This window comes from Gordonia sp. 135, assembly GCF_009720185.1.
In the GTDB taxonomy this organism is placed as follows: Bacteria; Actinomycetota; Actinomycetes; order Mycobacteriales; family Mycobacteriaceae; genus Gordonia; species Gordonia alkanivorans.
The window spans coordinates 3,216,460-3,240,195 of the sequence record NZ_CP046257.1; the positions used below are offsets into that span (position 1 = coordinate 3,216,460).

Below are 23,736 nucleotides of genomic sequence, written 5' to 3' on the forward strand. Positions count from 1 at the left end.
GATCAGCCCTTCTTCTCGACTCGTTCGACCGCCCGGACTCGCACCGGTGCCGATCGCGGATTGATGGACAGTTCCTCGTCGTCGGGACGCTCGGCGCCACGGGTCACGAGGCGGAACTCCGCGGCGGTGCCCGGCAACTCGACGGGCAGGCCGGGCGGGGAGGTCGAGGTCGTACGAGCTGCGAACTCCCGCTTGACGATCCGGTCCTCGAGCGACTGGTAGCTCATCACCGCGACACGACCGCCGACCGTGAGCACCGACAGCGCGGTCGGCAACGCCTCACGGAGGACGTCGAGTTCGTGGTTGACCTCGATACGCAGGGCCTGAAATGTTCGCTTGGCCGGGTGGCCGCCGGTACGCCGTGTCGCCGCCGGGATGGTGGCGTAGAGCAGTTCGACGAGGCGCGCACTCGTTGTGAAGGGTTCTTTCTCGCGCTCACGCAGGACCGCCGAGGCGATCTTGCCGGCGAAGCGCTCCTCCCCGTACTCGGAGAGCACACGGGCCAACTCGCCGTGACCGTAGGTGTTGAGGACGTCCGCCGCGGTGAGGGGGTCGTCGGAGTTCATCCGCATGTCCAGGGGCGCGTCGACCGAGTAGGCGAATCCCCGGCCGGCCTGGTCGAGCTGCATCGACGAGACGCCGAGGTCGAACAGCGCGGCGTCGATGGATTCCTCACCGGCGTCGTCGAGGACGTCGGCGATCTCGTGGAAGGTGGCCTGGTGCAGGGATATCCGGTCCGCGTGCGGCGCGAGCCTGCGTCGCGCGATGTCCAGGGCGGAGGCGTCGCGGTCGATGCCGACGAGGTGCACGTTGGGGAATGTGTTCAGGATGAGTTCGCTGTGCCCACCGGCGCCGAGCGTCGCATCCAGGAACACCCGCCGGTCTTCTGATTCCAGTGCCGGGGTGAGCAATTCGACGATCCGCCGGCCCATGACCGGGATGTGGCCGAACTCGCCCGAGCGGCGAGTGTCGTCACCAGTGTCATCCACGGAGGGCCCCCATCGGCGTGTCGGCCATGTCGGTCGGCAGAGTCGGCGTTTCGGTGCGAAGGACTTGTCGGAGGAGTGTCATGTCGCGGGCGGGACGGCGGATCACCGTCGGGCCGCGCCCCGGATGGAGCGAGGTCCCGATCCGATTCCGTACCTGGCGTTGGGGAAGTACGCCAGGGTCGGACCGGATCGGGGCCTCGTGCCACCCGAAGCCCGAGTACCGCTCAGCCCCGTCCCCTCTCGGCTACAAGACCGCGTTCAACGCGGCCGAGTTGGCTGCCGAGAAGTTCTCCTCGTGCTGCGTCTGGTACTCGTCCCATGCGGCCGAATCCCAGATCTCGAGGTGATCGAAGCTGCCGAACACCACGCACTCCTTGGACAGTCCCGCATAGATGCGATGGTCGGAGGACAGGCTGATCCTGCCCTGGCCGTCCGGTCGCTGTTCTTCCGAACCGGCGAAGAAGGTCCTCTGAAACGCACGCAGGTCAGGGTCGTTGCGTGACGCCTCGACGATCCTCGCCGCGATCGCATCGAACTCTTCGGTCCGATACACCGACAAGCTGTGGTCTTGGCCTTTGGTGACCACTACCCCTCCTGCCAGTGCATCGCGGAACTTCGCGGGCAACGTGAGTCGCCCTTTGTCGTCCAATTTGGGCGTGTAGGTGCCGACGAATCGCACAGACATGTCGACACCTCCTGCCCCTGGGTTCCGCGCTCCGGATCGCCTCACCCAGTGCTGCCACAGTACCCCACTTTCCTCCACTTTCCACCCCAGAGGCCCACACGATCTCCCACGTTCAGCAAATCCCCAGTTCAAGCGGGCAAAATGTGTGGAACTTCGTGCGTGTCCCGTGCGCAAACGCGCGTCTACACCTCCCGGAGCCGTGTGGCAGACGTGTTTCCTGAGGTGCCAGATACCCGTGCGACCAGCAGTTCCGTCATAAGTGGGGCAAAGTGGGGACCCCCGGTGGGGGAAGGTGGGGCCCGGGAGTGGGTGACGGTGGGGCGCCTGGGGCGCACGGCCGGGAGCGCGCTGGATCGCACATACGAAAGAGCCGCGCACCCACTGGGGTGCGCGGCTCCGGATGAGTCGTGGCATTCAGGCCGGCCGGGGATCTACTCCTGCTCGAACCGACGGTTGAATCGTTCTTCCATCCGCTCCGACAGCTTGCGCTTGGAGCCGGACGACCCGGACTGCTTCTTGCCTCCGGCACGCGGCGCGGACGTCGCGGAGTCGGCGAGGTCGTCACCCCAGAGGGCGAAGAGACCGGCGCCGAACATCACCAGGAAGCCGAGGAGGCTGACGATCGGGAATCCCCCGATGTCGATCTTGACGATGAGACCGCCGACGAGCATCACGAGGCCGACGACGAAGATGGCCACCGCCTGTAGGCGACGACGGCCACTCGACTTACCCAGCCGACGACGCTTGACACTGGACGCAAACTTGGGGTCTTCCGCGTACAGAGCGCTCTCGATCTGTTCGAGCATGCGTTGCTCGTGCTCCGAAAGTGGCACCGACCCTCCTTCTCCCTGATCCGCGACGCCGACGACGGTCAACCGCGACCGGTGAGGCGTCTGCGCCTTATTCTCCCATGATACGAGGTGAAATCAGCCGCGACCACCATTACTCGCTGTTGTTGGTCCGGATGCACATACCGGAACGACAACGGAACGCCGAATGTGTGTCCGGCCTCACGCAGTTCGCCCGATTTGGGGCTCCTCTGTCCCGAATTTGCCTTGCTCGTAAGCAATGACCAAGGTCTCGACCCGGCGGAGGAAATCAAGGACGAGGAGTCGCATGCCGGCGACACTGTCGGGGTCGAGTGTTCGGATGATCCCCGACTCGATCTTCATCCGGACGGGCGACAGCGTGGCGAAGCGCGCGGCCAGCGGGGCGAGGTCGGGAGCGACAACTCCGATGCGGGTCCAGGCGTTCGACGTCTTGCGACGGGCGGGGCCGGCCGGCTCGCCGATCGCGAGCGCGGCGCCTGCCGCACGGAGGGCGACGAGATAGAACTGCCGAAATCGCTCGGCGTCGTCGGAGACGCCGTCGGCGTTGTCGAGGAGGAGATGGGCGCGCTGGAGGAGGTCGCGCGCACGTCCGACCATCACCGGGTCGACGGGGGCGGACCGGCGGGATGTGGGCCGTCCGGGCATGGCATCCTCCTCACTCGCTGGCGACGGTGTCCGGTGGCAGACGCTTCCCTCGTCCGCCACCGGACCGTCATGTCGTCGGGATGAACGCGAACAGCTTGCGGAGGCACATTCATCGAACACCCGTTCGACACGTTCAATATAGCTAGCGGCGCGCGTCTCTTCAAGGCGTGGGTCCGCGCCCGCATCCTTCTTCAACACCGGGTCCCGCGACCCGATTCCGCGGAGTCCGCCGTACCGAGAGGACAGTCACGCCAGATGGTCGGAGAACGCATGGCCGGGGCGGTGCGGGCCCGCTCGGTGAACCCGGAAGCGACCCGACGTTGACGCTCCGGCTGGTGAACCTCAGTGGTCAGGACTCCCGCGTGTGGCTGGAGCCCGCTCTCGACGTCTACGTGACCGCGATGGGATATCCCCGCGGGACCGAGATGCATCGAGCGTCTCTGTGGCGCGAGCACATCGCCCGGCCGGGCTGGCGCGCGATCGGCGCGGTCGCCACCCTGCCCCCGCACGAGGCGCAGTCGATGCCGACGTCCCGTCGCCGGGTCGGACCGCCGGTGGGTACGGGTCCCGACGACGTCCTGGTCGGCATCGCGTACGGCTACACCGGCGCGACCGGACAGTGGTGGAATCAGCAGCTCCGGCTCGGGCTGCGGCAGACCGGACGCTCGCCCGCGGACATCGAGATGATCGCCCGGGACTACTTCGAGCTAACCGAGCTCCACGTTCATCCCACCGCACAGGGACGCGGCATCGGACAGTTGCTGCTGGCACGGCTCCTCGCCGAGCGGCCCGAACGTCATGTCCTCCTGTCTACGCCGGAGATCCCCGCCGAACAGAACCGGGCGTGGTCGCTGTACCGGCGGATGGGCTTCACGGACGTGCTCCGGCATTTCACCTTCACCGGCGACCCCCGTCCGTTCGCGTTCCTCGGCCGTCCGTTGCCGCTGAATCTGCAACCGCCGCCCCCCGGTCCCCCACCATCCGGAAGATAGAGGGCATGGCACAGACAAAGACGACAGCGCACGGCACGGAACACGCATGAGCGGGCACGGGGAGCGGCGCGACGCGGTGGTCGTCGGCGGCGGCCACAACGGCCTGATCGCCGCGGCCTACCTCGCGAAGGCCGGTCGCGACGTCGAGGTCTTCGAACGCGACGACATCCCCGGCGGGGCGGTGTCGACCGTCGAACGTTTCCCGGGGCACCGCATCGATCGCGGTTCCTCGGCGCACCTGATGATCCGGCACTCCCCCGTTCTGGACGACCTCGACCTCGCCTCGCACGGACTCCGGTACGTCGACTGCGACCCCTGGGCCTTCGTGCCGGCGACCGACACGGCCCCGGCGATCGTTTTCCGCACCGATCTCGACGCCACGTGCGTCTCCATCGAACGATCTTGCGGCGCAAAGGATGCCGCGGCATACCGGCAGTTCGTCGAGACCTGGACGCCGCGCGCGCGGGCCGTCATGGACGCCTTCTACCGACCCGCGTCGATGGGACAGTTCGGGCGGGCGTTCGCCGGTCTCGGTTCGACGGCCACCACCGAACGCACCGGCCTGATCGGACGCCGCAGCGGCGCGATGCTGAATCTCACCGCCGAACTCATGGCGTCCGGCGACTCGCTCCTCGACCGATACTTCGACTCCGAACAGCTCAAGGCCGGGCTCGCCTGGTTCGGTGCGCAATCGGGACCGCCGATGAACGCACCCGGCACCGCGCCGATGGTCGGGTTCGCCGCCCTGATGCATCTCATCCCGCCCGGCCGCGCGATCGGCGGCAGCGGTGCGCTGACCGATGCGCTCGTCCACCGCATCGGCGCCGACGGCGGCCGGATCGTGTGCGGGGACCCGGCCGTCTCGATCACCCGGTGCGGTGACCACTGGCGGGTGCAGACCGAATCCGGCGAGCGTCGGTGCACACCGACCGTGATCAACGCCTGCCACGTGCTGGCGACCCTGGACCTGCTGGCGGCGGGCGGTTTCGACGCCGGGACCATCGACCGCTGGCGACGCGACGTCGTCGTCGGCAGCGGGATCGGGATGGCGGTGCGTCTCGGCACGACCGCGCTGCCCGTCTACCGCGACCTCCCCGACGACCTGCCCGTCCACGGCGTCCACTCGGCACTCGGCCTGCTGGTCACCGACCGTGCGCACCTGATCCGCGCGCACGCCGCTGCGGCGGTCGGTGCACTACCGCCGCGGCCCGCGGTGGTGGCGATGAGCTTCTCGGCGATCGACCCCACCCTCGCCCCGGAGGGCAGGCACGCGATCAACCTGTGGGCGCAGTGGCACCCCTACCGGCTCGCCAGCGACGCCGGGGGCGGCTGGTCGACGCTGGGGGCACGGGCGGCGGCCGCGGTCTGCGACGAAGTCGACCGTCATGCACCGGGTTTCGCGGAGTCCATCGCACACCGGTACATCCAGACCCCCGAGGATCTCGAGTCCGAGCTGGGCCTGATCGGCGGCAACATCATGCATGTCGAGATGTCGATCGACCAGATGTTCATGTGGCGACCGACCCCCGACCTGGCGGGCCATCGCGTCCCCGGCGCCGACGGACTGTTCCTGGCCGGGGCGTCGACCCACCCGGGCGGCGGGGTGACGGGCGCGAGCGGTTACATCGCCGGGCACGCCGCACTGCGTAGGAGACGTTTGTTCAGCTGAGTGTCTGGCACGATGAGCAGCGTGCGATTGTCGATTCCCGAGCAGGGTGCACCGAAGTCCTCCCGCGGTCAGTCCCGACCCCGCCGGCTGATGCCGCTGGCGGTGGCGGTCGTGACTCTCCTTCTGTCGCCGCTGATGGCCGGCTGCCTGGAGCGTTCGACGACGGTGGGCGATCGGTATTCGGGCAGTGTCATCGTCGCGACGTCACCGGACAATCCCCGTGGCGCTCCGCAGCTGGATCTCCCCGAGTCGATGATGGGGCAGGTCTCGGTGACCGAGTACAAGGAGACACCCGAGGAGTCGGCTGCCCCATCGGGGTCCGCCGACCGCGATGACCGCAGCGGGGACGCCGGGAACGGCGAGGAGGCGGTCACCCGCGTGGGCAGCCGCGCGAGTTTCTCCGATCTCACCGCCGGCCAGTTCGGCCAGCTCGGTGACATCATCGCCGACGCCTACGGTGAGACCTCGCTGACGATGGATCTCACCGCCAAGCGCAGCGGCGAGGTGGTCCGATTCCGCGGTGACACCGACCTGTCCGAGCTCATCCCGGGTCGCGACTTCGTCCAGCTGACGGTCACCTTCGGCGGGCCGGTGACGGCGACCAACGGTGACCAGGTCGGCGAGTCGACGGTCACCTGGACCCCGGCTCCGGGCGAACCGTCGGACTTCACCGCGGACGCCACCTACCCGGATCCCGCGACCGCAGCGGTCAGCAGCTGGTCCTGGTTCGTCGCGATCGTTTGTCTGATCGCGGTGCTTGTCATCGCGCGGCTCGCCTATGCGAAGCGGTACCGCGGCCCGCGCCCGGGACGACCGGTCGCCACCAACACCGCGCCGTCGACCCTGTCGGGCGAGGGCCTTTCGGCGGCCGCCGACCCGAAGGCCTCGGCCGCACCCAAGGACAGCTAGGACCCGGTCGGCGTCAGGCGGGGACGTGCAGCGCGGCGTCGACGTCCACACCGAGGCGGCCGAGCACCTCTGAGGTCGCCTTGGCGAAGTTGAGGCTGCAGAAATGCAGGCACGGTGCGCCCTCGGCGATGAGCCGTTCGGCGGTCTCGGTGGCGAAGTCGATACCGACGGCGCGAACCGAGGCACGATCCTCCTCGGGACCATCGCCCGCGGCCTTGGTGAATCGCTCCACCACCTTCGGCGGGATCACCGAACCGGACAGCTCGGCCATGCGCTTGATGCTGGCCAGCGACGTCACCGGCATGATGCCCGGGATGATCGGCTTGGCACCCTGCTCGGGGTCGGCGGCCTGCACCCGGTCGCGCAGACGCAGGTAGTCCTCGACGTCGAAGAACATCTGGGTGATCGAGTACTCGGCACCCGCGCGGAGCTTGTTCACCAGGTTGCGGGTGTCGTGCTCGAGGTCGGGGGCACGGTGGTGGCCCTCCGGGAACGACGCCACCCCGACGTGGAAGTCGCCGAGGGTGTCGATGAGATGGACCAGCTCCTCGGCGTATTCGACGCCCTCGGGATGGGCGATCCACTCGCCGAGCGGATCGCCCGGCGGGTCGCCGCGCAACGCGAGGATGTTCGCGATGCCCTGATCGGCGTACGCGCCGACGAGTGCGCGCAGTTCGGCGATGCTGTGGTTGACGGCGGTCAGGTGCGCCACCGGCAGCAGGGTGGTCTGGGCGGCGAGTTCGCCGGTGATGCGGACCGTGCGGTCGCGCGTTGAACCGCCGGCACCGTAGGTCATCGACACGAAGGCCGGGGACAACCGCTCGAAGATCCGCACCGCGCGCCACAGCCGGGCTTCGCCTTCGGCGTCGCGCGGGGGCATGAACTCGACGGAGAACGGCACCGGTCCACGGTGCGGGGCGGACAGGCGTTCGACGATCGAGGGTGCCGGAGCGGTTGGGGTCACCCGAACAGTGTAGATAGCGATTCGCATAGCCTGGCAGGGTGACCTCCGCCTCCCCCACGCCGACCTCGCTCGATGCGGTCCCGGCGGCCGTCGAGACCGAATTGCGCAGTTTCTTCGACGTCGCGGTCCCCGCCGCGGCCGAGATCGCCCCGGTGGTCGGCACCGCGGCCGAACTGGTCCGCGACTTCGTCCTGCAGGGCGGCAAGCGCATCCGGCCGGTCTTCGCCTTCGCCGGATGGCGGTGCGGTATGACCGAATCGGGTCGCGCCGACTCCGACGCGGCGTCGAGCGTCGGCCGTGAGGCTCGCGACGCCCTGCGGGTGGGTGCGGCCCTCGAACTCGTGCAGGCGTGCGCCCTGATCCACGACGACATCATCGATCAGTCCGACACCCGGCGCGGGCACCCGACGCTGCACCGTGTCTTCCAGTCGCGGCATGCCGCCGCCTCCTGGGCCGGCGACGCCGCCGGCCACGGGGTGGCCGCGGCAATCCTGGCCGGAGACCTCGCGCTCGCGTGGGCCGACGACCTCGTGCACGATCATCGGCCGGGGGTTTCGGACACCTCCCGGTACCGCGCTCTCCCGCCGGCCGTCGGCGCCACCTGGGCGGCGATGCGCACCGAGGTGCTCGGCGGCCAGTTCCTCGACATCGTGAACGAGGCCAGCGGCGACGACTCGGCAGCCGCGGCGTATCGCGTGATGGAGTTCAAGACCGCCGCCTATACGGTGGCCCGCCCGCTCGAGCTCGGGGCACGTCTCGCCGGGGCGTCGGAGATTCTGGTCGCGACGCTGCGGAAGATCGGGCACGACCTGGGTATCGCCTTCCAGTTGCGCGACGATCAGCTCGGCGTTTTCGGCGACCCCGAGCGGACCGGCAAGCCGTCGGGTGACGACCTGGTCTCGGGCAAGCGCACGGCTCTCCTGGCCACCGCCCTACGACGCGCCGACGACTCCGACCCCGCCCTCGGGAACCGCTTGCGGGACTTCATCGGTCGCCCGCTCGACGAGGACGAACTCGGCTCCGCGCGAGCGCTTCTCGTCGACGTCGGCGCGGTCGCCGAGATGGAGGGCCAGATCGACGACCTCCTCGGCGCCGCCCTCGGCGCACTGGACACCGCCGACATCGGCGACGACATCCGCAGCGAACTCACCGCGGTCGCCCACCGGACCGCGCATCGCGAGGCGTGAACTCCCGCGTGAAGGCATCGACTCCGACGCCCACTCGCCCGGACGTCGCTGACCGGACCGCACGCGGCGATCTGATCACCGGCGCAATCGGCGCGATTCTGGTGTGCGTGGGCAGTTTCGGCGTCGGCGACCCGCCCCGCAACACGACGACACTCGCCGACCTGGGACTCAGCTGGATCACCTACGGTCACGGCAAGAACCTCTTCGGTACCTTCTTCTGGCTCGGCGTCTTCCTCATGGTGTTCGCCTGGGTCCGGCTCGGCCGTCGGATCGCCCGGGGGGCCGCGGACTCCCCGTCCGTCCGGACCCTGCAGCGATGGCTGCTCGTCTGGGCGGCGCCGCTGCTCGTGGCCGTGCCGGTCTACAGCCGCGACGTCTACGCCTACCTCGCGCAGGGGGCGGTGTTCGGTGCCGGGTTCAACCCCTACGCCGACGGTCCGGCCCACCATCCGGGTCCGCTCGTCGACAGCATGGCCACGGTCTGGGCCACCACCACGGCGCCGTACGGGCCGTTCACCATGGGTCTGCTGCGCGTCGTCACCGAGGTGACCGGCGACCACGTCGTCGCGGGCATCCTCGCGGTGCGACTCGTCCTCCTACCCGGACTGTTCTTGTCGCTGTGGGCGATCCCGCGACTCGCACGCCATTTCGGCGCCTCGCCGCAGGCGGGACTGTGGCTGGCGCTGTTCAATCCGATGGTCCTCATCCATCTCGTCGCGGGACCCCACGTCGAACTCCTGATGGCCGGCGTGCTGACCACCGGTGTCGTCCTGGTCGTCAGTGGACGGCACGTCGCCGGCACCGCGGTCCTCGCGCTCGCCGTGTCGATCAAGATCACCGCCGGGATCGCGGTGCCGTTCGTGCTCTGGATCTGGCTGTCCCACATACGCTCCCGCCGGCAGGTGACCGCCCGCGACGTCGTCGGCGTCTTCGCCGCGATCGTCGGCATCTCGGTTGCGGTGTTCGGACTCTGGACCCTGCTGGTGGGCCTGGGATTGGGCTGGCTGACGGGACTGGGCTGGGCCGACGTGATCATCAACTGGTTCACCATCCCGACCTTCGTCGCGCATCTCGTCACGCTGGTCGCCGCACCGTTCGTCGCACTCAATCTGCAACCGGTGCTGGAGATCACGCGCGCGATCGGGTCCGTGGTCCTCGCGGTCACCCTCGTCGCCCTGTGGTGGCGTCACCGGCGCAACGAGAGGGATGCGGTCGCCGGGATGGCGTGGGCGATGCTGGCCGTGCTCCTGCTCGAGCCGTCCACGCTCCCCTGGTATTACACGTGGGCGCTGGCGATCGCGGTGGCGTTCACCCTCCCGCCGTGGGCGCGCGCGACCGTGGTCGGGGCGTCGACGTTCATGCTCATCGTGTTCCAGCCGGACGACGCGATCGTCTTCTACAAGCCCTTCGAACTCACGCTGGCGTTCCTGCTCGCGGGACTCGCCGCCTGGTCGCTGCTGCGTCCGGACCCCTTGCGGCTCGGCCGGTTCGGCCGATGGGCGTGGGGCGCGGACCGGACCGGCGCACCGGAGGAACCAGCGGCCGGCGAGGTCAGAAAGCCTGAGCCTGCGCCCGGCGGATGACCTCGCGGGCGGAGTCGGTGTGCAGCGCCGCGGCCGGATACAGGTCGAGGTCTTCGTGCACGGTGAACAACCAGTTCATCGCCTCGTCGCGGGTGAAACCGCCGTCGAGCAGGACCCCGACGAGACCGTAGAAGTGTTTGACGACGCCCTCGTCGTCGAAGAACACCGCCGGAATGACCGGATGCCCACCGCGGGAGACGGCGAGCAGGTTGTGGTCGCGGATGAGTGTGCGCACCCGGTTGGTTGACACCGCGAGCCGGTCGGCGACCTCGTCGACCGACAGCATCTCGACATCAGCGGACAGGGTGTCAGGCGACAACGGAATGGAACCCACGGGGAGAAGCGTAGCCGTACATCCGGGCACGATGAAACCGTCGATCTCCGCGCGCGGTGTCGCGACCGCCGACACCCGGGGTGGGTCACACGCGGTGATGACGCCGACGGTCTGGTCCTGCAGGTAGATTCAGCGGGGTGAACTCCCCCGTCGACCCGATGCTCGGGACCGTCCTCGAGGACCGGTATCGCATCGACGCCCCCATCGCGCGGGGCGGAATGTCGGCGGTCTACCTCGGTGTCGACCTCCGGCTCGGACGCGAGGTCGCGGTCAAGGTGATGGACTCCCGGTACTCGGGCGACCCGCAGTTCCTGCGCCGCTTCGAGTTCGAGGCGCGTGCGGTCGCCGGCCTCAAACACCCGGGTCTCGTCGCGGTCTACGACCAGGGCATCGACAACGGCATCGCCTTCCTGGTCATGGAACTCGTCGACGGCGGCAGCCTTCGTGAGCTCCTCCGCGAACGAGGTCCGATGCCGCCGCATGCGGTGGTCGCCGTCGCCGAACCCGTGCTCGGCGGCCTCGGGACGGCGCATGCCGCGGGCCTCGTTCACCGCGACGTCAAGCCGGAGAACGTGCTGATCTCCGACGCCGGCGAGGTCAAGGTCGCCGACTTCGGTCTCGTACGCGCCGTCGCCGAGGCAGGGGTCACCTCGGCCAGCGTCATCCTCGGCACCGCCGCCTACCTGTCCCCCGAACAGGTCGAGTCCACCCACGCCGACGCCCGTAGCGACGTCTACTCCATGGGCGTGATGATGTTCGAATTGCTCACCGGCCGAACCCCTTTCCACGGGGACTCGCCGCTGTCACTGGCCTACCAGCGACTCACCTACGACGTCCCCGCCCCGGGTGACGTGATCGCCGGCGTCCCCGCGGAGTTCGACGAGATCGTGCTGCGCGCGACGGAACGCAATCCGGCCGACCGCTTCGCCGACGGTTTCGAGATGCAGCATGCGCTGCTCGCGGTCGCCGACGACCTCGACCTGCCGCCCTTCACGGTGCCCGCACCGAAGCGGTCCCGTGAGCGAGAGATGAAGTCGCGCTACCACGCAGCCGGTGCGGTCGGCCACGACACCCGGGTCCAGTCGGCTCCGGGGCCCTACGAGCCCGGATCGTCGTCGCCGGATTCCCCCGCGGCACCGGTCCGCCCGGTCGCCGGGGTCGGCGACGCGGATGATCGGCCCGCGCCCGCGCGTGGGCGCGAGAACCGGGCGGATTCACGGGGCCGAGGCGTCGTCGCCGCGCGCGACCAGGACCCGCTCGAACCCGACCTGAGCGGAGGCGGGCGACTGGGCGCGTTCCTGTGGATTCTCCTGGTGCTGTTGCTCGCCGTGGGCCTCGGTGCTGCCGGGTTCTGGGTCGGCAGCACCTATCTCACGATCGGCTGAACCTCAGCCGCGCAGCATCTCCGCGACGAGGAATGCCAGCTCCAGCGACTGCTGGGTGTTGAGGCGCGGGTCGCAGGCGGTCTCGTAGCGGCCGGCGAGGTCGAGATCCGAGATCTCCTGTGCGCCACCGAGACATTCGGTGACGTCCTCACCGGTCAGCTCGACGTGCACGCCACCGGGGTGGCTGCCGAGCGCGCGGTGGACCTCGAAGAAGCCCTGCACCTCGTCGACGATGCGGTCGAAGTGACGCGTCTTGAAGCCGGTCGACGCTTCGTGGGTGTTTCCGTGCATGGGGTCGCACTGCCAGATGACCTTGTGTCCGGTCGCCTCGACGGCGGCGACGATCGCCGGGAGCACCTCGCGCACCTTGCCGTTGCCCATGCGGGCCACGAGGGTCAGGCGGCCGGGGACGTTGTGCGGATCGAGACGCTCGACGTATTCGACGGCCTGCTCGGGCGTCGTCGTCGGACCGATCTTCACACCGATCGGGTTGTTGATCAGTTCGGCGAAGGCGATGTGCGCGCCGTCGAGCTGGCGGGTGCGCTCACCGATCCACAGGAAGTGTGCGGACAGGTCGTAGAGGACCTTTTCCTGCGCGTCCTTGTCCGGGGCGTCGGCGAGGCGCAGCATGGCGCGCTCGTAGTCGAGGACGAGCGCCTCGTGCGAGGCGAAGATCGACGCGGAGTGGAGGCTCGAGTCGGTGACGCCACAGGCGTCCATGAACCGCAGGCCGCGGTCGATCTCCGAGGCCAGTGCCTCGTAGCGGGCGCCGGCGGGCGAGGTCCGTACGAACTCGCGGTTCCAGTCGTGGACGCGGTGCAGGTCGGCCTCGGCCTGGGTGAGTGCCCGGACCAGGTTCATGGCCGCGGCCGCATTCGCATAGGCGCGCACCAGACGCGACGGATCGTGCTGGCGCACGGCCTCGTCGGCCGGGAACCCGTTGACCATGTCGCCGCGGTAGGACGGCAGGCCCAGGGCGTCGACGTTCGACGACCGCGGCTTGGCGTACTGACCGGCGATACGCGCGACCTTGACCACCGGCATGCTCGCGCCGTAGGTGAGGACGACGGCCATCTGCAGCAGCGTCCGGATGTTGGCCTTGATGTGGGGTTCGGTGTTGTCGGCGAAGGTCTCCGCACAGTCACCGCCCTGCAGCAGGAAGGCGCGTCCCTCGGCCACGTCGGCCAGCTGCGACGACAGCGACTGGACCTCGGCGGGCATGCAGATCGGCGGCACCGACTCCAGGACGGTGCGGATCTTGCGTGCTTCCTCGGCGGGCCAGCTCGGCTGTTGCAGCGCGGGGCGGCTCATCGCGTCGTCGAAACGCTCCTGGAGGCCACCGGGCAGCGGCGGCAGTTCGGGGAGTTCGTCGATAGGAACGTCTACGGTCCAGTTCACCACTGTTCCAGCGTAAAGCAGGCTCCCCGGCGATTTACGCGGGGTCAGCCACGCGGGTCGAGACGGGCCTTCTCGATCGCCTCCCAGCGCCGCAGGTTGTGTCGCGCGTCGCTCAGTGCGTCGTGGGCGTCGGACGGCGCCGGCGGGAGTGCGGGACGTCCGGCGGCCTCCCAGTGCTGGCGGAGTTCGCGGGTGAAACGCGGGATGGGACGGGGCAGCGCGGTCATCGGACCCCACATCTGGCACATGACGACGTGGTCGTAGGCACCGATCCACGCCCACAGTTCGATGTCGGTCCCGTCCGCGGTGAGGAACTCGAGGAGGTCCTCGCGGATGCGTCGACGGCCCTTCCAGACCGGCGACGACGGGGACGGCAGCTTGGGCAGCACGTTGGCGCGCACCCAGTCGCCCGCGCGGCCGGGGTCGAACTCGGTGGACACCGCGTAGAACTCACGGCCGTCCTCGCCGACGACCCCGATCGAGACCAGCTCGATGGTGTTTCCGTCTTCGATGAACTCCGAGTCGTAGAAGAACCGCATGGGGACAGTATTCACACCCGCCCCGGACGGCCTCGACGCGCGGCGAGATGGGGCGCGGATACGCGCCCGGACGAGTCACGTTTCGCCATTGCCGTCCTTTGCTGGCTACCCTGGTAATTCGTGCGCTCCAGGTCTGTGCTGGCGACCGCTCTCCTGGCGGCGTCGATCATCGCGCGGCTCGTCTGGGACACGCTGACCGTGAACGGCAGGAACTTCGTGGACCTGCACGTTTACCGCGACGGTTCGGCGGGTCTCGCCGACGGGTCGCTCTATTTGTTCACCTATTCCGGTGAGACGGACTTCGCGCTCCCCTTCACCTATCCGCCGTTCGCCGCGGTGGTCCTCTATCCCCTGTCGCTGATCCCGTGGGACGTCGTGGCGATCGGCTGGCAGCTCGCGACCTTCGCGGCCCTCTACGCGTGCGTGGTCCTCTCGCTCCGACTCTGCGGCCGCACCACCGACGTCCACGCGCTCGCCGCGCTGTGGACCGCACCGGCCATCTGGTGCGAACCGGTCCGGGTGACCCTGGACTACGGCCAGATCAACGTCTTCCTCATGCTCGGCACCCTGCTGGCGATCTCCTGGGCACGCCGCGCCGACGGGACCCCGAGCGAACGCGGTGTGCTCGCGGGTGGAGCGCTGATCGGTCTGATGGCCGGCATCAAGCTCACCCCGGCGATCAGCGGCCTCTGGTACCTCGTCGTCCGCAAGCCGTGGGGCGCGCTGTCGGCGGCGTTCGCCTTCGTCTTCACCGTCCTCGGCTGTCTGCTGCTCTTCCCGGAGGTCACCCGGACCTACTACGGCACCCTCTTCGGGGACGCCGAACGGATCGGCCCCGTCGAGGCGGTCATCAACCAGAGTCTGCGCGGGACGCTGTCGCGGTTCGTCGGCTTCGACGTCGGTACCGGCTGGATCTGGTTCCTCGGTGTCCTGGTCGCCACCGTGGTGGTCGTGTTCACCTGGCGCGCGGTGTCCGACGCGCTCGGCGTCCTGCTCGTCGTGCAGTTCTTCGGACTGCTGATCTCGCCCATCTCCTGGGTCCACCACTGGGTCTGGGTCGTTCCGCTGGGCATCTGGCTGGTGCACGGTGCAGGCGCCCGACGCCCCGGTGCCCGCGCGATCCTCGGTCTGTGGCTCGTGGTCGCCGGCCTCGGCATCCCGTGGATCCTGCGCGTCCTCATCGAATACGGCCCCGTGCCGCCTGCCGCCGTCGAGGCCGTGTTCGGCGCGGCCTGGACGATCGCCACGTTCGTCACGATGGGTTGGTTGATCGCGACCCGTTCCGCGCGCGGCGCCGCGGAGACCGACGACCGTCCGAAGGACGTGGTGGCCGCGGCCATCGTCGACGGCGGTCGGGTGCTGCTCGCCCAGCGCGCCCATCCGGCCGACCTCGCCGGCAAGTGGGAACTGCCCGGCGGCCGAGTCGAATCGGGCGAGACCCACGCGGCCGCCCTCGCCCGGGAGATTCGTGAAGAGCTCGGCGCCGAGGTCGAGGCGGGCGACGGTGTCGGGAAGCCGGTGACCCTGCCCAACGGCCTCGTCCTGCACGCCTACCGGGCACACCTCCGCGGCGGCACCCCGGTCGCGCTGGAACACCTTGACATGCAGTGGTTCACGGCCGACGAACTGCGCCGGCTCGACCTCGACGACGTCGTCCCCGCCGATCGCGACTGGATTCCCGAGCTGTGCGTCGTCCTCGACGAGGCGCGCGTGGGCGAAGCGGGATAGCCGGCTCGCTCTGTTGTTCCCTCAGCGCGAGCGCCCCTCGCTCCCTGAGGTGCGAGCGCAGCGCCCCCCTCGCTCCCTGAGGTGCGAGCGCAGCGAGCCTCGCAGGGCCGAACCGTATCCCTGCTCAGGCAGCGTCGGCGGCCGGCGACTCGACCGCCGGCGCCTTGTTCTTGAGGCTCGCGGCGTAGACGTCGACGTACTGCTGGCCGGAGAGCTGCATGAGCTCGTACATGATCTCGTCGGTGACGGCGCGCTCGATGTAGCGGTTGCCCTCCATGCCCTCGAAGCGGGAGAAGTCGAGGGGCTTGCCGATGCGCACGGTCACCTTGGTGGGGCGCGGGAGGACGGACCCGGGCGGGTTGAACTTGTGGGTGTCGATCATGGCGACCGGGATGACCGGCACGCCGGTGTCCATGGCCAGACGTGCGAGCCCGGTCTTGCCCTTGTACAGGCGGCCGTCGGGTGAGCGGGTGCCCTCCGGGTACATGCCCATCAGCTTGCCGCTGTCGAGCTGGCGGCGGGCTGCGGTGAGGGCGCCCTCGGCGGCGGCAGCGCCCGACCGGTCGATGGGGATCTGTCCGACCGCGGTGAAGAACCACCGCTGGAATGCACCCTTGAGTCCGGTGCCGGTGAAGTATTCGCTCTTGGCGAGGAAGTAGATGCGGCGGTCGACCATCAGCGGCAGGAAGAAGCTGTCCATCACCGCCAGGTGGTTGCTCGCGAGGATCGCGGGCCCGTCGGTCGGGATGTTCTCATGCCCTTCGATGGTCGGGCGACCGAGGACACGGAGGATCGGTCCCAGGAAGATGTACTTGAACGCCCAGTACCACATGAGACTCTCCTCGCCGCGCCACGAACTCGACCCGACGTCGCTGTCGACATCGGACCCCCACTGCCCGAACCCCTCACCCCTTGGTCCCGACATCAAGACCATACCTGCGTCGGACCGTACCGACCTCTCCGGTTTGGTCAGCGGGCGGCCGACGGCGGCGCAGACTGACTCGTCGCAGCCCGAAGTCCTTGGCGCGCAACCTCGGCCGCGCCGACGACGCCGGCCGTCTCGCCGAGCTGGGTGCCGCGGATGCGGGCGAGCTGACGGTGGCCGGCACCGGTGACCTGACGCGCGTAGTGTTCGCGGGCCTCGTCGAGGAACAGACCCGACGCCGCGCCGACGCCACCGGCCAGCACGATCAGGTCGGGGTCGAAGATGTCGGCGATCATCGCCAGCCCCTGCCCCAGGGAGGTCGCGAAGCGGGCGAAGGCCGCCAGGGCCACCGCGTCGCCGTCGGCGGCCGCACCCGCGACCCGGCGTCCGGTCAGTGAACCGGGGTCGGCGGCCACGTCGGCGGCGAGTTGGCTGCGTCCCCAGTCGCCGTTCACGGGCGCACCGTCGGCCAGCAGTTCGACCACCGTGTCGACCAGAGCCGTTCCGCTGCAATACCGTTCCCAGCAACCGCGTTTGCCGCAGGCGCAGGCGCGCCCGTCGGGGACGATCGTGAGATGTCCGAGTTCCGGTGCGACGCCGTAGCTCCCGCGGTAGATCTCGCCGTCGATCACGAACCCGGCGCCGATACCGGTACCGATGGCCAGCACCACGGTGTTGTGCCCGCGGGCGGCGGCACCGAACCGCACCTCCGCGACGGCCGCCGCGTTGGCGTCGTGTTCGGCGAACACCGGGATGCCGACGCGTCGGGTCATGTCCTCGGCCACGGGGGCCTCACGCCACGGCAGGTGGGGTGCGAACCGGACGATGCTGCGGTCGGTGGTGAGGAAGCCGGCGATCGCGAGCCCGACGGCCTTCGCGTCCCAGCGCGAGGTCAGCTCGCCGACGAGACGGTCCAGACAGTGTTCGAGGGCCTCGACCGTCGACGGGGTCTGGGCGCGCAGGGTGTCGAGCATCGTGCCGCGGTCGTCGACCACCGACGCCCGCACGCTGGTGCCGCCGATGTCGATCCCGATCGTCAGCTCACCCATCACTGCTCCTCGTCGGGTCCGCTGTGTGCGTCGGAGCGTCGGGAGGTGCCGATCCGGACCGCGATCGGCTCGTAGTGCCGGGGTTCGGAGACCATGCTGGGGGCTGACCGCAATGCTTCGGCGATGGCCTCGAGGACGGTGATGACCGCCGCGAGGAGCCGGGCGACGAGGTCACCGATCTCACTCAGCAGCGTGCTGATCTCCCCCGACGCACCGGCCAGCGCATGACCGACGGGTCCGTCGGTGCCGAACGCGGCGGCATACCCGGAGGCCGCGGCGGTCGCTTCCTGCCGACCACCTGCGAAGAGAGCTGCCAGCGCGTCGATCTGACCGGCCAACCCGAGTAAGAGGTCCCGGACCGGATCGCCCTGCGCAGCACCGCGGTCGTCACGACCGGGCCCGTCACCCCGTGACGTCCCCTCGTCCGTGCCCATTCGCGTTCTCTCCCCTCGCCGCTGGTACCCGGAGGCCTCATGCCGCTGGCTCCCGCCACCCTGGGTGGACGGGCGTCCCAGCACCGTACCGTGTGGCCGCCGACCGTGTGATCTCCACGAGTCTGTGTTCTCCACGAGCCGGGCGGTCTTCGAACCTACCCGGCGGCCGTGCGACGCCGACTACCGGCGCGGCCAGACCGCGGGGTCGGGGACGAAGCCGACGGTCAACCGCCCGTCCTCCCACGCCGCGTCGACGACGGTGCACCGGCGCAACACCGACGGCAGACGCACCGGATGGCGGAAGCCGGAGATCGTCACGAGCAGGTCGTCGCCGCTGCGCCCGAGGGCCAGCGAATCCGGTTCGGGCAGGCGTTGCGGCCACGACAACCGGAAGGCGGTCTCGGTCCCGGCGACGGTCTCCACGACCGACGCGGCCGAGCCGCGCGCGATGCCGTGCGGATCGGGCAGCCGGACCGCGAGCTTGCGCAGCCGGGCCATGCGATCGATCGTCTCGGCGGACCGGTCCACCAGGGCCACCCTTACGCCGCGGCAACCGTCGGGGCCGTCGAGCAACGCCTCGACGTGTGCGGCGAGGTCCTCGGGGGACTCCGAACCCACGCCACGGTTCACCTGGACCGACGCCAGCGGCAGCCCCATGACGTCGGCACCGGCGACATAGTGCTCCGCGAGGCGGCGGGCACGGTCGTCGGCACCGAGGACGAGGTGGACCGCCACCGCGTGCGCGTCGGAGAACAGCTCTGCGACATCGGCACAGTCGCGGTCGATGGCGTCGACGGCAGCGGTCAGTGGGGCCATCACCGGCCGCTCGGACGCCGTCGCGAGGCGTCGGTGCCGCGGCCAGAAGCGATTGAGCGCCTGACTGAGCACCGATCCCCCGCGCAGGAACTGCAGCGGGTCGCCGCACCCCGAGAGGTCGACGATGATCCGCTGCCACCGACCGCTCGTCGCCTCGTCGCGGATGCGCCGCAGCAGCAGGAAGTCGTCGATACCCGGGAGCGAGGTGAGCTCCGCGGCGTCGATGCCGGAGAGGGTCCCCACGCCGGGAAGGACGGCCTTGCTGCGACCCGCGGTGTGTTCGAGGACGTCGATGAACGCCGACCAGGTGCGCTCGGTCAGATCCAGGCGGTCGAGGGTCAGCAGGTGGAGGAACTTCGAGACCGCCACCGGCTCACCGGGCTGCCGGTAGACGCGGGCCCAGTCGTGCACCGGCGACCAGCGGTCGACGGTGATGAGCAGGGTGTGCTGCTCGGGCCGGGTGACGGCCTGACGCGAAGCCCGAGGCGTGCTGGGCCGCTGGGAGGCCGCCGCGGCAGCGACAGCGGAGACACCGGAGCCTCCCGGACCGAGCACCACATGTATGGGTGTGAGATCGATCAGCCTTCGACCCTCTTCTTCAGGTCGTGCAGCGCGGCCTCGGTGATCGCTTTCTCCGCTCGGCGTTTCAGCTGTCCGATCATCGGCACCTGCAGGTCGACCATGAGCTCATAGGTGACTTTGGTCGAACCCGGGACCTGCTGGGTGAGGCTGTACCGACCGCGCTGGTCCTTCTGCAGATCGCTGGAGACCAGACGCCACGAGACCGAGGTCCCGTCCGGATCCCACTCGTAGGCAAGCACATACGTGTCCTGCAGGACACCGGCGTCGAGCACGAAGCGCACCTCTAGGGCACGCCCGGCGTCGTCGGTGCGCAGGACCTCGACCTCGCGCGCCGCGGTGACCCAGTCCGGGTAGTGCTCGAAGTCGGAGATGACGGCCAGGATGTCCTCGGCGTCTGCGCCGATGACGATGTCGCGTTCGGTGTGATCGGCCATCACACGGCCTCCGCGGTCTCGGCACCGGCGGCCGGACCGCCCACGTGCCGGCCCGCCTCGAGGAGCTGTTTCACCTCGAAGGACATGTCCTTGCCGGCGACCCGACGCCGCTTGTTCTCCTCCGCGAGCGCATCGGCACGGGCACGCGGGTCGTCGCCGCGTTCACCGGGCAGGGCCCGCGTAGGTTCCGCGTGGAGGAAGTAGTGCAGCACGAAGCCGTCGAGGACCGCTTCGTTCCAGATCTCCATCGTCCCGGCCACCGGTCCGTCGACACGCCACCGGACCCCTTGCTCCGCACGGTCTTCGGTGACCGCCAGACGAAGGTCGGGCCACCATCGCCGCCAGTTGGCGGGGTCGCCGACCACGGCAGCGGCCAGACGTGGTGCCGCGGCGACGAAAACCTCGTCGGCCACCTGGATGCTCGTCACGCCCACTAGCTTCACATACTCGCGTCGGCGCAGGGTAGTGCACCCGAACGGCAGTGGGGTGATCGTCGCGCTTTGCTGCAGGGATACGATCGGCAGAACGGCATCTACTGGAGGGTAACGACGATGAGTGAGTACAGCGTGCCAGCGAAGTTCTCGATCGCCGACGACGAGAACTGCACGAACATCATCTTCAACCTGGCGCAGCGATCACCTCAGCACGTCGTCTTCCGCCAGAAGCAGGGTGATGAGTGGGCACCCATCACCGCCGCCGATGCCGCAGCACGCGTCTCGTCGATCGCCAAGGGCCTGATCGCCTCCGGCATCAACCCCGGCGACCGCGTCGCACTCCTCTCGCGCACCCGACTCGAGTGGAACCTCTTCGACTTCGCCATCTGGTCGGCCGGCGCGATCCCGGTACCGATCTACGACTCGTCCTCGGCAAGCCAGATCGAGTGGATCCTCCGCGATTCCGGCGCCGTCGCGATCGTCCTCGAGGACGACGGCCACCGTGCCGCCTTCGAGTCCATCGACTCGCTCACCGAACCGGTCACGGTCTTCCAGATCGACCGCACCGACGGGCCCGGCGCCGTCGACGAACTCACCTCCGCCGGCGCCGACGTCGACGACGACGAGGTGGCCAAGCGCCGTACGACCCTCGGCGCCGCCGACCCCGCCACCCTGATCTACACCTCGGGCACCACGGGCCGGCCGAAGGGCTGCATCCTCACCCACGCGAACATGCTCTCGGAGATGAAAGCGGTCCTCGCCGGCGACATCCTCGACGACCTCCAGGATCGGGAGCACAAGCGACTGCTGATGTTCCTGCCCCTCGCCCACGTCCTCGCCCGCGCGATCACCCTCGTCGCCATCGAGGCCGGCGCCGAGGTCGGACACACCAGTGACATCAAGACCCTCGTCGACGAATTCGCGGTCTTCAAACCGTCGCTCATCCTCTCGGTGCCGCGCGTGTTCGAGAAGGTCTACAACTCGGCGCGCCAGAAGGCCCACGACGGCGGCAAGGGCAAGATCTTCGACGCCGCCGCGGAGACCGCGATCTCCTACTCCGAGGCGCGCGAACAGGGCCAGATCGGTCTGGCACTCAAACTCAAGCACGCCGTGTTCGATGCACTGGTCTACAAGAAGCTGCGCACCGCCCTTGGCGGCGAGTGCGGCATGGCGATCTCCGGCGGCGGCCCGCTCGGCGCGCGCTTGGGCCATTTCTTCTCCGGCGTCGGCATCCCGGTGTTCGAGGGCTACGGCCTCACCGAGACGACGGCCGCGTTCAGCGTGAACACCCCGTCGGCGTGGAAGATCGGCACCGTCGGAAAGCCGTTGTCGGGCAACGCCGTCCGCGTCGGCGAGGACGGCGAGATCCTCCTCAAGGGCGGGGTCGTGTTCTCCGAGTACTGGCAGAACCCGGAGGCGACGGCCTCCGCAATCGTCGACGGCTGGTTCCACACCGGCGATCTCGGCACCGTCGACGCCGAGGGTTTCATCACCATCACCGGCCGTAAGAAGGAACTCATCGTGACCGCGGGCGGCAAGAACGTCTCCCCCGCCGGGCTCGAGGACGTCATCCGCGCCAACGCCCTCATCTCGCAGGCGATGGTCGTCGGGGATGCGAAACCGTTCGTGGCCGCGCTCATCACCATCGACCCGGAGGCCTTCCCGGCGTGGAGGGAGCGCAACGGCAAGCCCGCCGACGCCACCGTCGCCGATCTCATCGACGATGCCGAACTCCTCGCCGAGGTCCAGGCGGCCGTCGACTCGGCCAACAAGACCGTCTCGAGCGCTGAGGGGATCAAGAAGTTCCGCATCCTGCCGTCGGACTTCACCGAGGAGACCGGCGAGATGACGCCGACCCTGAAGGTGAAGCGCAACGTGGTCGTCGAGAAGTTCTCGGTCGACATCGAGGCGATCTACCAGCGGTGAGCCGCGGCGTCGCGTCCCGGCGCCGCCGTCTGGGCCGGGTGTCGGCGCGATCGGTTCCCGGCACTCGCGGGCGGGTCATGGAATCAATACGTCCGGGCACCCGTTGGTGCCACCATGCGAGCGATCACCTACAGCCGATTCGGCGGCCCTGATGTCCTGGAGATCACCGATCTCCCCACCCCCAAGGTCGGTCCCGACTCCGTACTGGTCCGAGTGCGCGCATCGAGTGTCAACCCGGTGGATTGGAAGATCCGGGAGGGGCACCTCGCCGAGGTCCTGGACACCGTGTTCCCGGTGGTTCCGGGTTGGGATGTGGCGGGCGTCGTCGAACAGGTCGGGCTGGACACACCGGAGTTCCAGGTCGGCGACGAGGTGTTCGGTTACGTCCGTAAGGACCTCGTCGGCGGCGAGGTCGCCGGCGGTGCGTTCGCCGATCTCGTCTCCGCACCGGTCCGGACACTCGCACACAAGCCGGCCGCCTGGACGTTCGAGGAGGCCGCGGCCGTTCCGCTCGCCGGACTGACGGCGTATCAGACCATTCGACGGGCCGGCGTGCAGTCGGGCCACACCGTGCTGGTTCATGCCGCCGCGGGCGGCGTCGGATCGTTCGCGGTCCAGATCGCGCGGTCTCTGGGCGCACGGGTGATCGGCACCGCCTCGGGAGCCAATCACGACTACCTCCGAGCCCTCGGCGCCGAGCCCACCACGTACGGCGATGGCCTGGCCGAACGCGTACGTGAGCTCGCTCCCGACGGCGTCGACGTCGTCCTCGACTATGTCGGTGGTGACGCACTCGACTCGGTGCCGGGCGTGCTGCGCGACGGCGGTACCGTCGCCTCCATCACCGATGCTCGGGCGCGTGACGAGTTCGGGGGCGAGTACGTCTGGGTCCGCCCCGACTCCGCGGATCTCGCCGCTCTGGCCCGGCTCGGCGACGCGGGCGAGCTCGAGCCGGAGATCGCCGAGGTCTTCGACCTGGCCGACGCTTCCGCCGCCCACGAGCGCAGCCAGTCCGGGCACGTGCGCGGGAAGATCGTCGTACAGGTGTCGACCGAGGCGTAATTCGGCGACGGACCGGCCTGGCCAGGCGTCGGCCCGCTGAAAAGCGCCCCTCGAATCCGCCCCGGCCCGAGAAGCGCCCCCGATTTCCGCCCCTCGAATCCGCCCCGGCCCGAGAAGCGCCCCCGATTTCCGCCCCTCGAATCCGCCCCGGCCCGAGAAGCGCCCCTGATCTCCGCCCTCCAGCGCCGCACCGCGAGTGATATGCCGGCAGTGCTGTGGAGGGCACTTTTCGGGGGC

Annotated in this window: 23 protein-coding genes; 9 read left to right on the forward strand and 14 right to left on the reverse strand. The window is 69.4% G+C overall.

Annotated elements, in window-relative coordinates; translation table 11 throughout:
* Positions 1-2 precede the first annotated feature (2 nt).
* The 4 genes from rsmH to GKZ92_RS14535 all read right to left on the reverse strand — a co-directional run bounded on the left by rsmH (position 3) and on the right by GKZ92_RS14535 (position 3,149).
* Positions 3-989 carry a 16S rRNA (cytosine(1402)-N(4))-methyltransferase RsmH gene (rsmH, locus tag GKZ92_RS14520; protein ID WP_035752675.1) on the reverse strand — a complete coding sequence of 329 codons (987 nt, stop codon included), beginning with the start codon at positions 987-989 and terminating at the stop codon, positions 3-5.
* A 244-nt stretch (positions 990-1,233) separates the two neighbouring features.
* Positions 1,234-1,674, reverse strand: coding sequence for a division/cell wall cluster transcriptional repressor MraZ (gene mraZ, locus GKZ92_RS14525; protein WP_006356868.1), 441 nt, complete (start codon positions 1,672-1,674; stop codon positions 1,234-1,236).
* Between the two features lie 431 nt (positions 1,675-2,105).
* The gene (locus GKZ92_RS14530) at positions 2,106-2,507 is read right to left on the reverse strand and encodes a DUF3040 domain-containing protein (RefSeq protein ID WP_035752676.1); all 402 of its coding nucleotides are present in this window, start codon (positions 2,505-2,507) and stop codon (positions 2,106-2,108) included.
* Between the two features lie 177 nt (positions 2,508-2,684).
* Complete coding sequence (locus GKZ92_RS14535) at positions 2,685-3,149, reverse strand: SAV_6107 family HEPN domain-containing protein (RefSeq protein WP_006356866.1); 465 nt, start codon at positions 3,147-3,149, stop codon at positions 2,685-2,687.
* Between the two features lie 320 nt (positions 3,150-3,469).
* On the opposite strand from GKZ92_RS14535, the gene GKZ92_RS14540 reads away from it, so the two are divergent.
* Genes GKZ92_RS14540 through GKZ92_RS14550 form a run of 3 tightly spaced genes read left to right on the forward strand, consistent with a single transcriptional unit; the run spans position 3,470 to position 6,719 of the window.
* Positions 3,470-4,141, forward strand: coding sequence for a GNAT family N-acetyltransferase (locus tag GKZ92_RS14540; protein WP_035752678.1), 672 nt, complete (start codon positions 3,470-3,472; stop codon positions 4,139-4,141).
* Positions 4,142-4,187: 46 nt separating this feature from the next.
* Positions 4,188-5,810, forward strand: a complete 1,623-nt coding sequence (locus tag GKZ92_RS14545) for a phytoene desaturase family protein (protein ID WP_155225382.1) — start codon at positions 4,188-4,190, stop codon at positions 5,808-5,810.
* A 12-nt stretch (positions 5,811-5,822) separates the two neighbouring features.
* Positions 5,823-6,719, forward strand: a complete 897-nt coding sequence (locus GKZ92_RS14550; RefSeq protein ID WP_155225383.1) for an LppM family (lipo)protein — start codon at positions 5,823-5,825, stop codon at positions 6,717-6,719.
* Positions 6,720-6,732: 13 nt separating this feature from the next.
* On the opposite strand, the gene metF is transcribed toward GKZ92_RS14550, so the two are convergent.
* Entirely contained in the window at positions 6,733-7,710 is a 978-nt protein-coding gene (gene metF / locus GKZ92_RS14555) for a methylenetetrahydrofolate reductase [NAD(P)H] (protein ID WP_155225384.1), read from the reverse strand.
* An 11-nt stretch (positions 7,711-7,721) separates the two neighbouring features.
* Between metF and GKZ92_RS14560 the strand changes: the two genes are divergently transcribed.
* Positions 7,722-8,870 (forward strand): polyprenyl synthetase family protein, encoded by a 1,149-nt coding sequence (locus GKZ92_RS14560; protein ID WP_035752684.1) that lies wholly within the window; start codon positions 7,722-7,724, stop codon positions 8,868-8,870.
* The gene (locus GKZ92_RS14565; RefSeq protein ID WP_439111992.1) at positions 8,867-10,453 is read left to right on the forward strand and encodes an alpha-(1->6)-mannopyranosyltransferase A; all 1,587 of its coding nucleotides are present in this window, start codon (positions 8,867-8,869) and stop codon (positions 10,451-10,453) included. Before GKZ92_RS14560 ends, GKZ92_RS14565 begins: the two co-directional genes overlap by 4 nt.
* Here the strand turns inward: GKZ92_RS14565 and GKZ92_RS14570 are convergent.
* Complete coding sequence (locus GKZ92_RS14570) at positions 10,422-10,787, reverse strand: Rv2175c family DNA-binding protein (protein WP_035752774.1); 366 nt, start codon at positions 10,785-10,787, stop codon at positions 10,422-10,424. The genes GKZ92_RS14565 and GKZ92_RS14570 overlap by 32 nt on opposite strands.
* 137 nt (positions 10,788-10,924) lie before the next feature.
* On the opposite strand from GKZ92_RS14570, the gene GKZ92_RS14575 reads away from it, so the two are divergent.
* Positions 10,925-12,172, forward strand: coding sequence for a protein kinase domain-containing protein (locus GKZ92_RS14575; protein WP_035752687.1), 1,248 nt, complete (start codon positions 10,925-10,927; stop codon positions 12,170-12,172).
* Positions 12,173-12,175: 3 nt separating this feature from the next.
* On the opposite strand, the gene GKZ92_RS14580 is transcribed toward GKZ92_RS14575, so the two are convergent.
* Positions 12,176-13,573, reverse strand: coding sequence for a class II 3-deoxy-7-phosphoheptulonate synthase (locus tag GKZ92_RS14580; protein ID WP_006356857.1), 1,398 nt, complete (start codon positions 13,571-13,573; stop codon positions 12,176-12,178).
* Positions 13,574-13,614: 41 nt separating this feature from the next.
* Positions 13,615-14,109, reverse strand: a complete 495-nt coding sequence (locus GKZ92_RS14585) for a polyadenylate-specific 3'-exoribonuclease AS (RefSeq protein ID WP_006356856.1) — start codon at positions 14,107-14,109, stop codon at positions 13,615-13,617.
* 135 nt (positions 14,110-14,244) lie between these two features.
* Here GKZ92_RS14585 and GKZ92_RS14590 point away from each other — a divergent pair, with 135 nt between their 5' ends.
* A complete protein-coding gene (locus GKZ92_RS14590) occupies positions 14,245-15,837 on the forward strand; it encodes a glycosyltransferase 87 family protein (RefSeq protein WP_006356855.1) in 1,593 nt (530 codons plus the stop codon).
* Between the two features lie 124 nt (positions 15,838-15,961).
* Here the strand turns inward: GKZ92_RS14590 and GKZ92_RS14595 are convergent, their stop codons facing one another.
* The 6 genes from GKZ92_RS14595 to GKZ92_RS14620 all read right to left on the reverse strand — a co-directional run bounded on the left by GKZ92_RS14595 (position 15,962) and on the right by GKZ92_RS14620 (position 20,520).
* Positions 15,962-16,669 (reverse strand): lysophospholipid acyltransferase family protein, encoded by a 708-nt coding sequence (locus GKZ92_RS14595; protein ID WP_006356854.1) that lies wholly within the window; start codon positions 16,667-16,669, stop codon positions 15,962-15,964.
* Positions 16,670-16,806: 137 nt separating this feature from the next.
* Entirely contained in the window at positions 16,807-17,811 is a 1,005-nt protein-coding gene (locus GKZ92_RS14600) for an ROK family protein (RefSeq protein ID WP_006356853.1), read from the reverse strand.
* Positions 17,811-18,245, reverse strand: coding sequence for a hypothetical protein (locus tag GKZ92_RS14605; protein ID WP_006356852.1), 435 nt, complete (start codon positions 18,243-18,245; stop codon positions 17,811-17,813). Before GKZ92_RS14605 ends, GKZ92_RS14600 begins: the two co-directional genes overlap by 1 nt.
* A 180-nt stretch (positions 18,246-18,425) precedes the next feature.
* Positions 18,426-19,619: an ArsA-related P-loop ATPase gene (locus GKZ92_RS14610; RefSeq protein ID WP_155225386.1), complete on the reverse strand. Its 1,194-nt coding sequence runs from the start codon at positions 19,617-19,619 to the stop codon at positions 18,426-18,428.
* A gap of 20 nt (positions 19,620-19,639) precedes the next feature.
* On the reverse strand, positions 19,640-20,077 hold the full coding sequence (locus GKZ92_RS14615) for an SRPBCC family protein (protein WP_006868119.1): 438 nt from the start codon (positions 20,075-20,077) through the stop codon (positions 19,640-19,642).
* Positions 20,077-20,520 (reverse strand): hypothetical protein, encoded by a 444-nt coding sequence (locus GKZ92_RS14620; RefSeq protein WP_035752694.1) that lies wholly within the window; start codon positions 20,518-20,520, stop codon positions 20,077-20,079. The genes GKZ92_RS14615 and GKZ92_RS14620 overlap by 1 nt, the downstream gene beginning before the upstream one ends.
* A 108-nt stretch (positions 20,521-20,628) precedes the next feature.
* Between GKZ92_RS14620 and GKZ92_RS14625 the strand changes: the two genes are divergently transcribed.
* Both GKZ92_RS14625 and GKZ92_RS14630 read left to right on the forward strand, forming a co-directional pair.
* Entirely contained in the window at positions 20,629-22,437 is a 1,809-nt protein-coding gene (locus GKZ92_RS14625; RefSeq protein ID WP_155225387.1) for an AMP-dependent synthetase/ligase, read from the forward strand.
* A gap of 114 nt (positions 22,438-22,551) precedes the next feature.
* A complete protein-coding gene (locus GKZ92_RS14630) occupies positions 22,552-23,499 on the forward strand; it encodes an NADP-dependent oxidoreductase (protein WP_127962823.1) in 948 nt (315 codons plus the stop codon).
* Positions 23,500-23,736 lie beyond the last annotated feature (237 nt).

Excerpts from the sequence above, each read along its gene's own strand:
- mraZ (WP_006356868.1), bottom strand. The coding sequence starts at position 1,674 with ATGTCTGTGCGATTCGTCGGCACCTACACGCCCAAATTGGACGACAAA.
- GKZ92_RS14535 (WP_006356866.1), bottom strand. The coding sequence starts at position 3,149 with ATGCCCGGACGGCCCACATCCCGCCGGTCCGCCCCCGTCGACCCGGTG.
- GKZ92_RS14545 (WP_155225382.1), top strand. The coding sequence starts at position 4,188 with ATGAGCGGGCACGGGGAGCGGCGCGACGCGGTGGTCGTCGGCGGCGGC.
- GKZ92_RS14550 (WP_155225383.1), top strand. The coding sequence starts at position 5,823 with ATGAGCAGCGTGCGATTGTCGATTCCCGAGCAGGGTGCACCGAAGTCC.
- metF (WP_155225384.1), bottom strand. The coding sequence starts at position 7,710 with ATGCGAATCGCTATCTACACTGTTCGGGTGACCCCAACCGCTCCGGCA.
- GKZ92_RS14585 (WP_006356856.1), bottom strand. The coding sequence starts at position 14,109 with ATGCGGTTCTTCTACGACTCGGAGTTCATCGAAGACGGAAACACCATC.
- GKZ92_RS14595 (WP_006356854.1), bottom strand. The coding sequence starts at position 16,669 with ATGTGGTACTGGGCGTTCAAGTACATCTTCCTGGGACCGATCCTCCGT.
- GKZ92_RS14600 (WP_006356853.1), bottom strand. The coding sequence starts at position 17,811 with ATGGGTGAGCTGACGATCGGGATCGACATCGGCGGCACCAGCGTGCGG.
- GKZ92_RS14605 (WP_006356852.1), bottom strand. The coding sequence starts at position 18,245 with ATGGGCACGGACGAGGGGACGTCACGGGGTGACGGGCCCGGTCGTGAC.
- GKZ92_RS14615 (WP_006868119.1), bottom strand. The coding sequence starts at position 20,077 with ATGGCCGATCACACCGAACGCGACATCGTCATCGGCGCAGACGCCGAG.
- GKZ92_RS14625 (WP_155225387.1), top strand. The coding sequence starts at position 20,629 with ATGAGTGAGTACAGCGTGCCAGCGAAGTTCTCGATCGCCGACGACGAG.
- GKZ92_RS14630 (WP_127962823.1), top strand. The coding sequence starts at position 22,552 with ATGCGAGCGATCACCTACAGCCGATTCGGCGGCCCTGATGTCCTGGAG.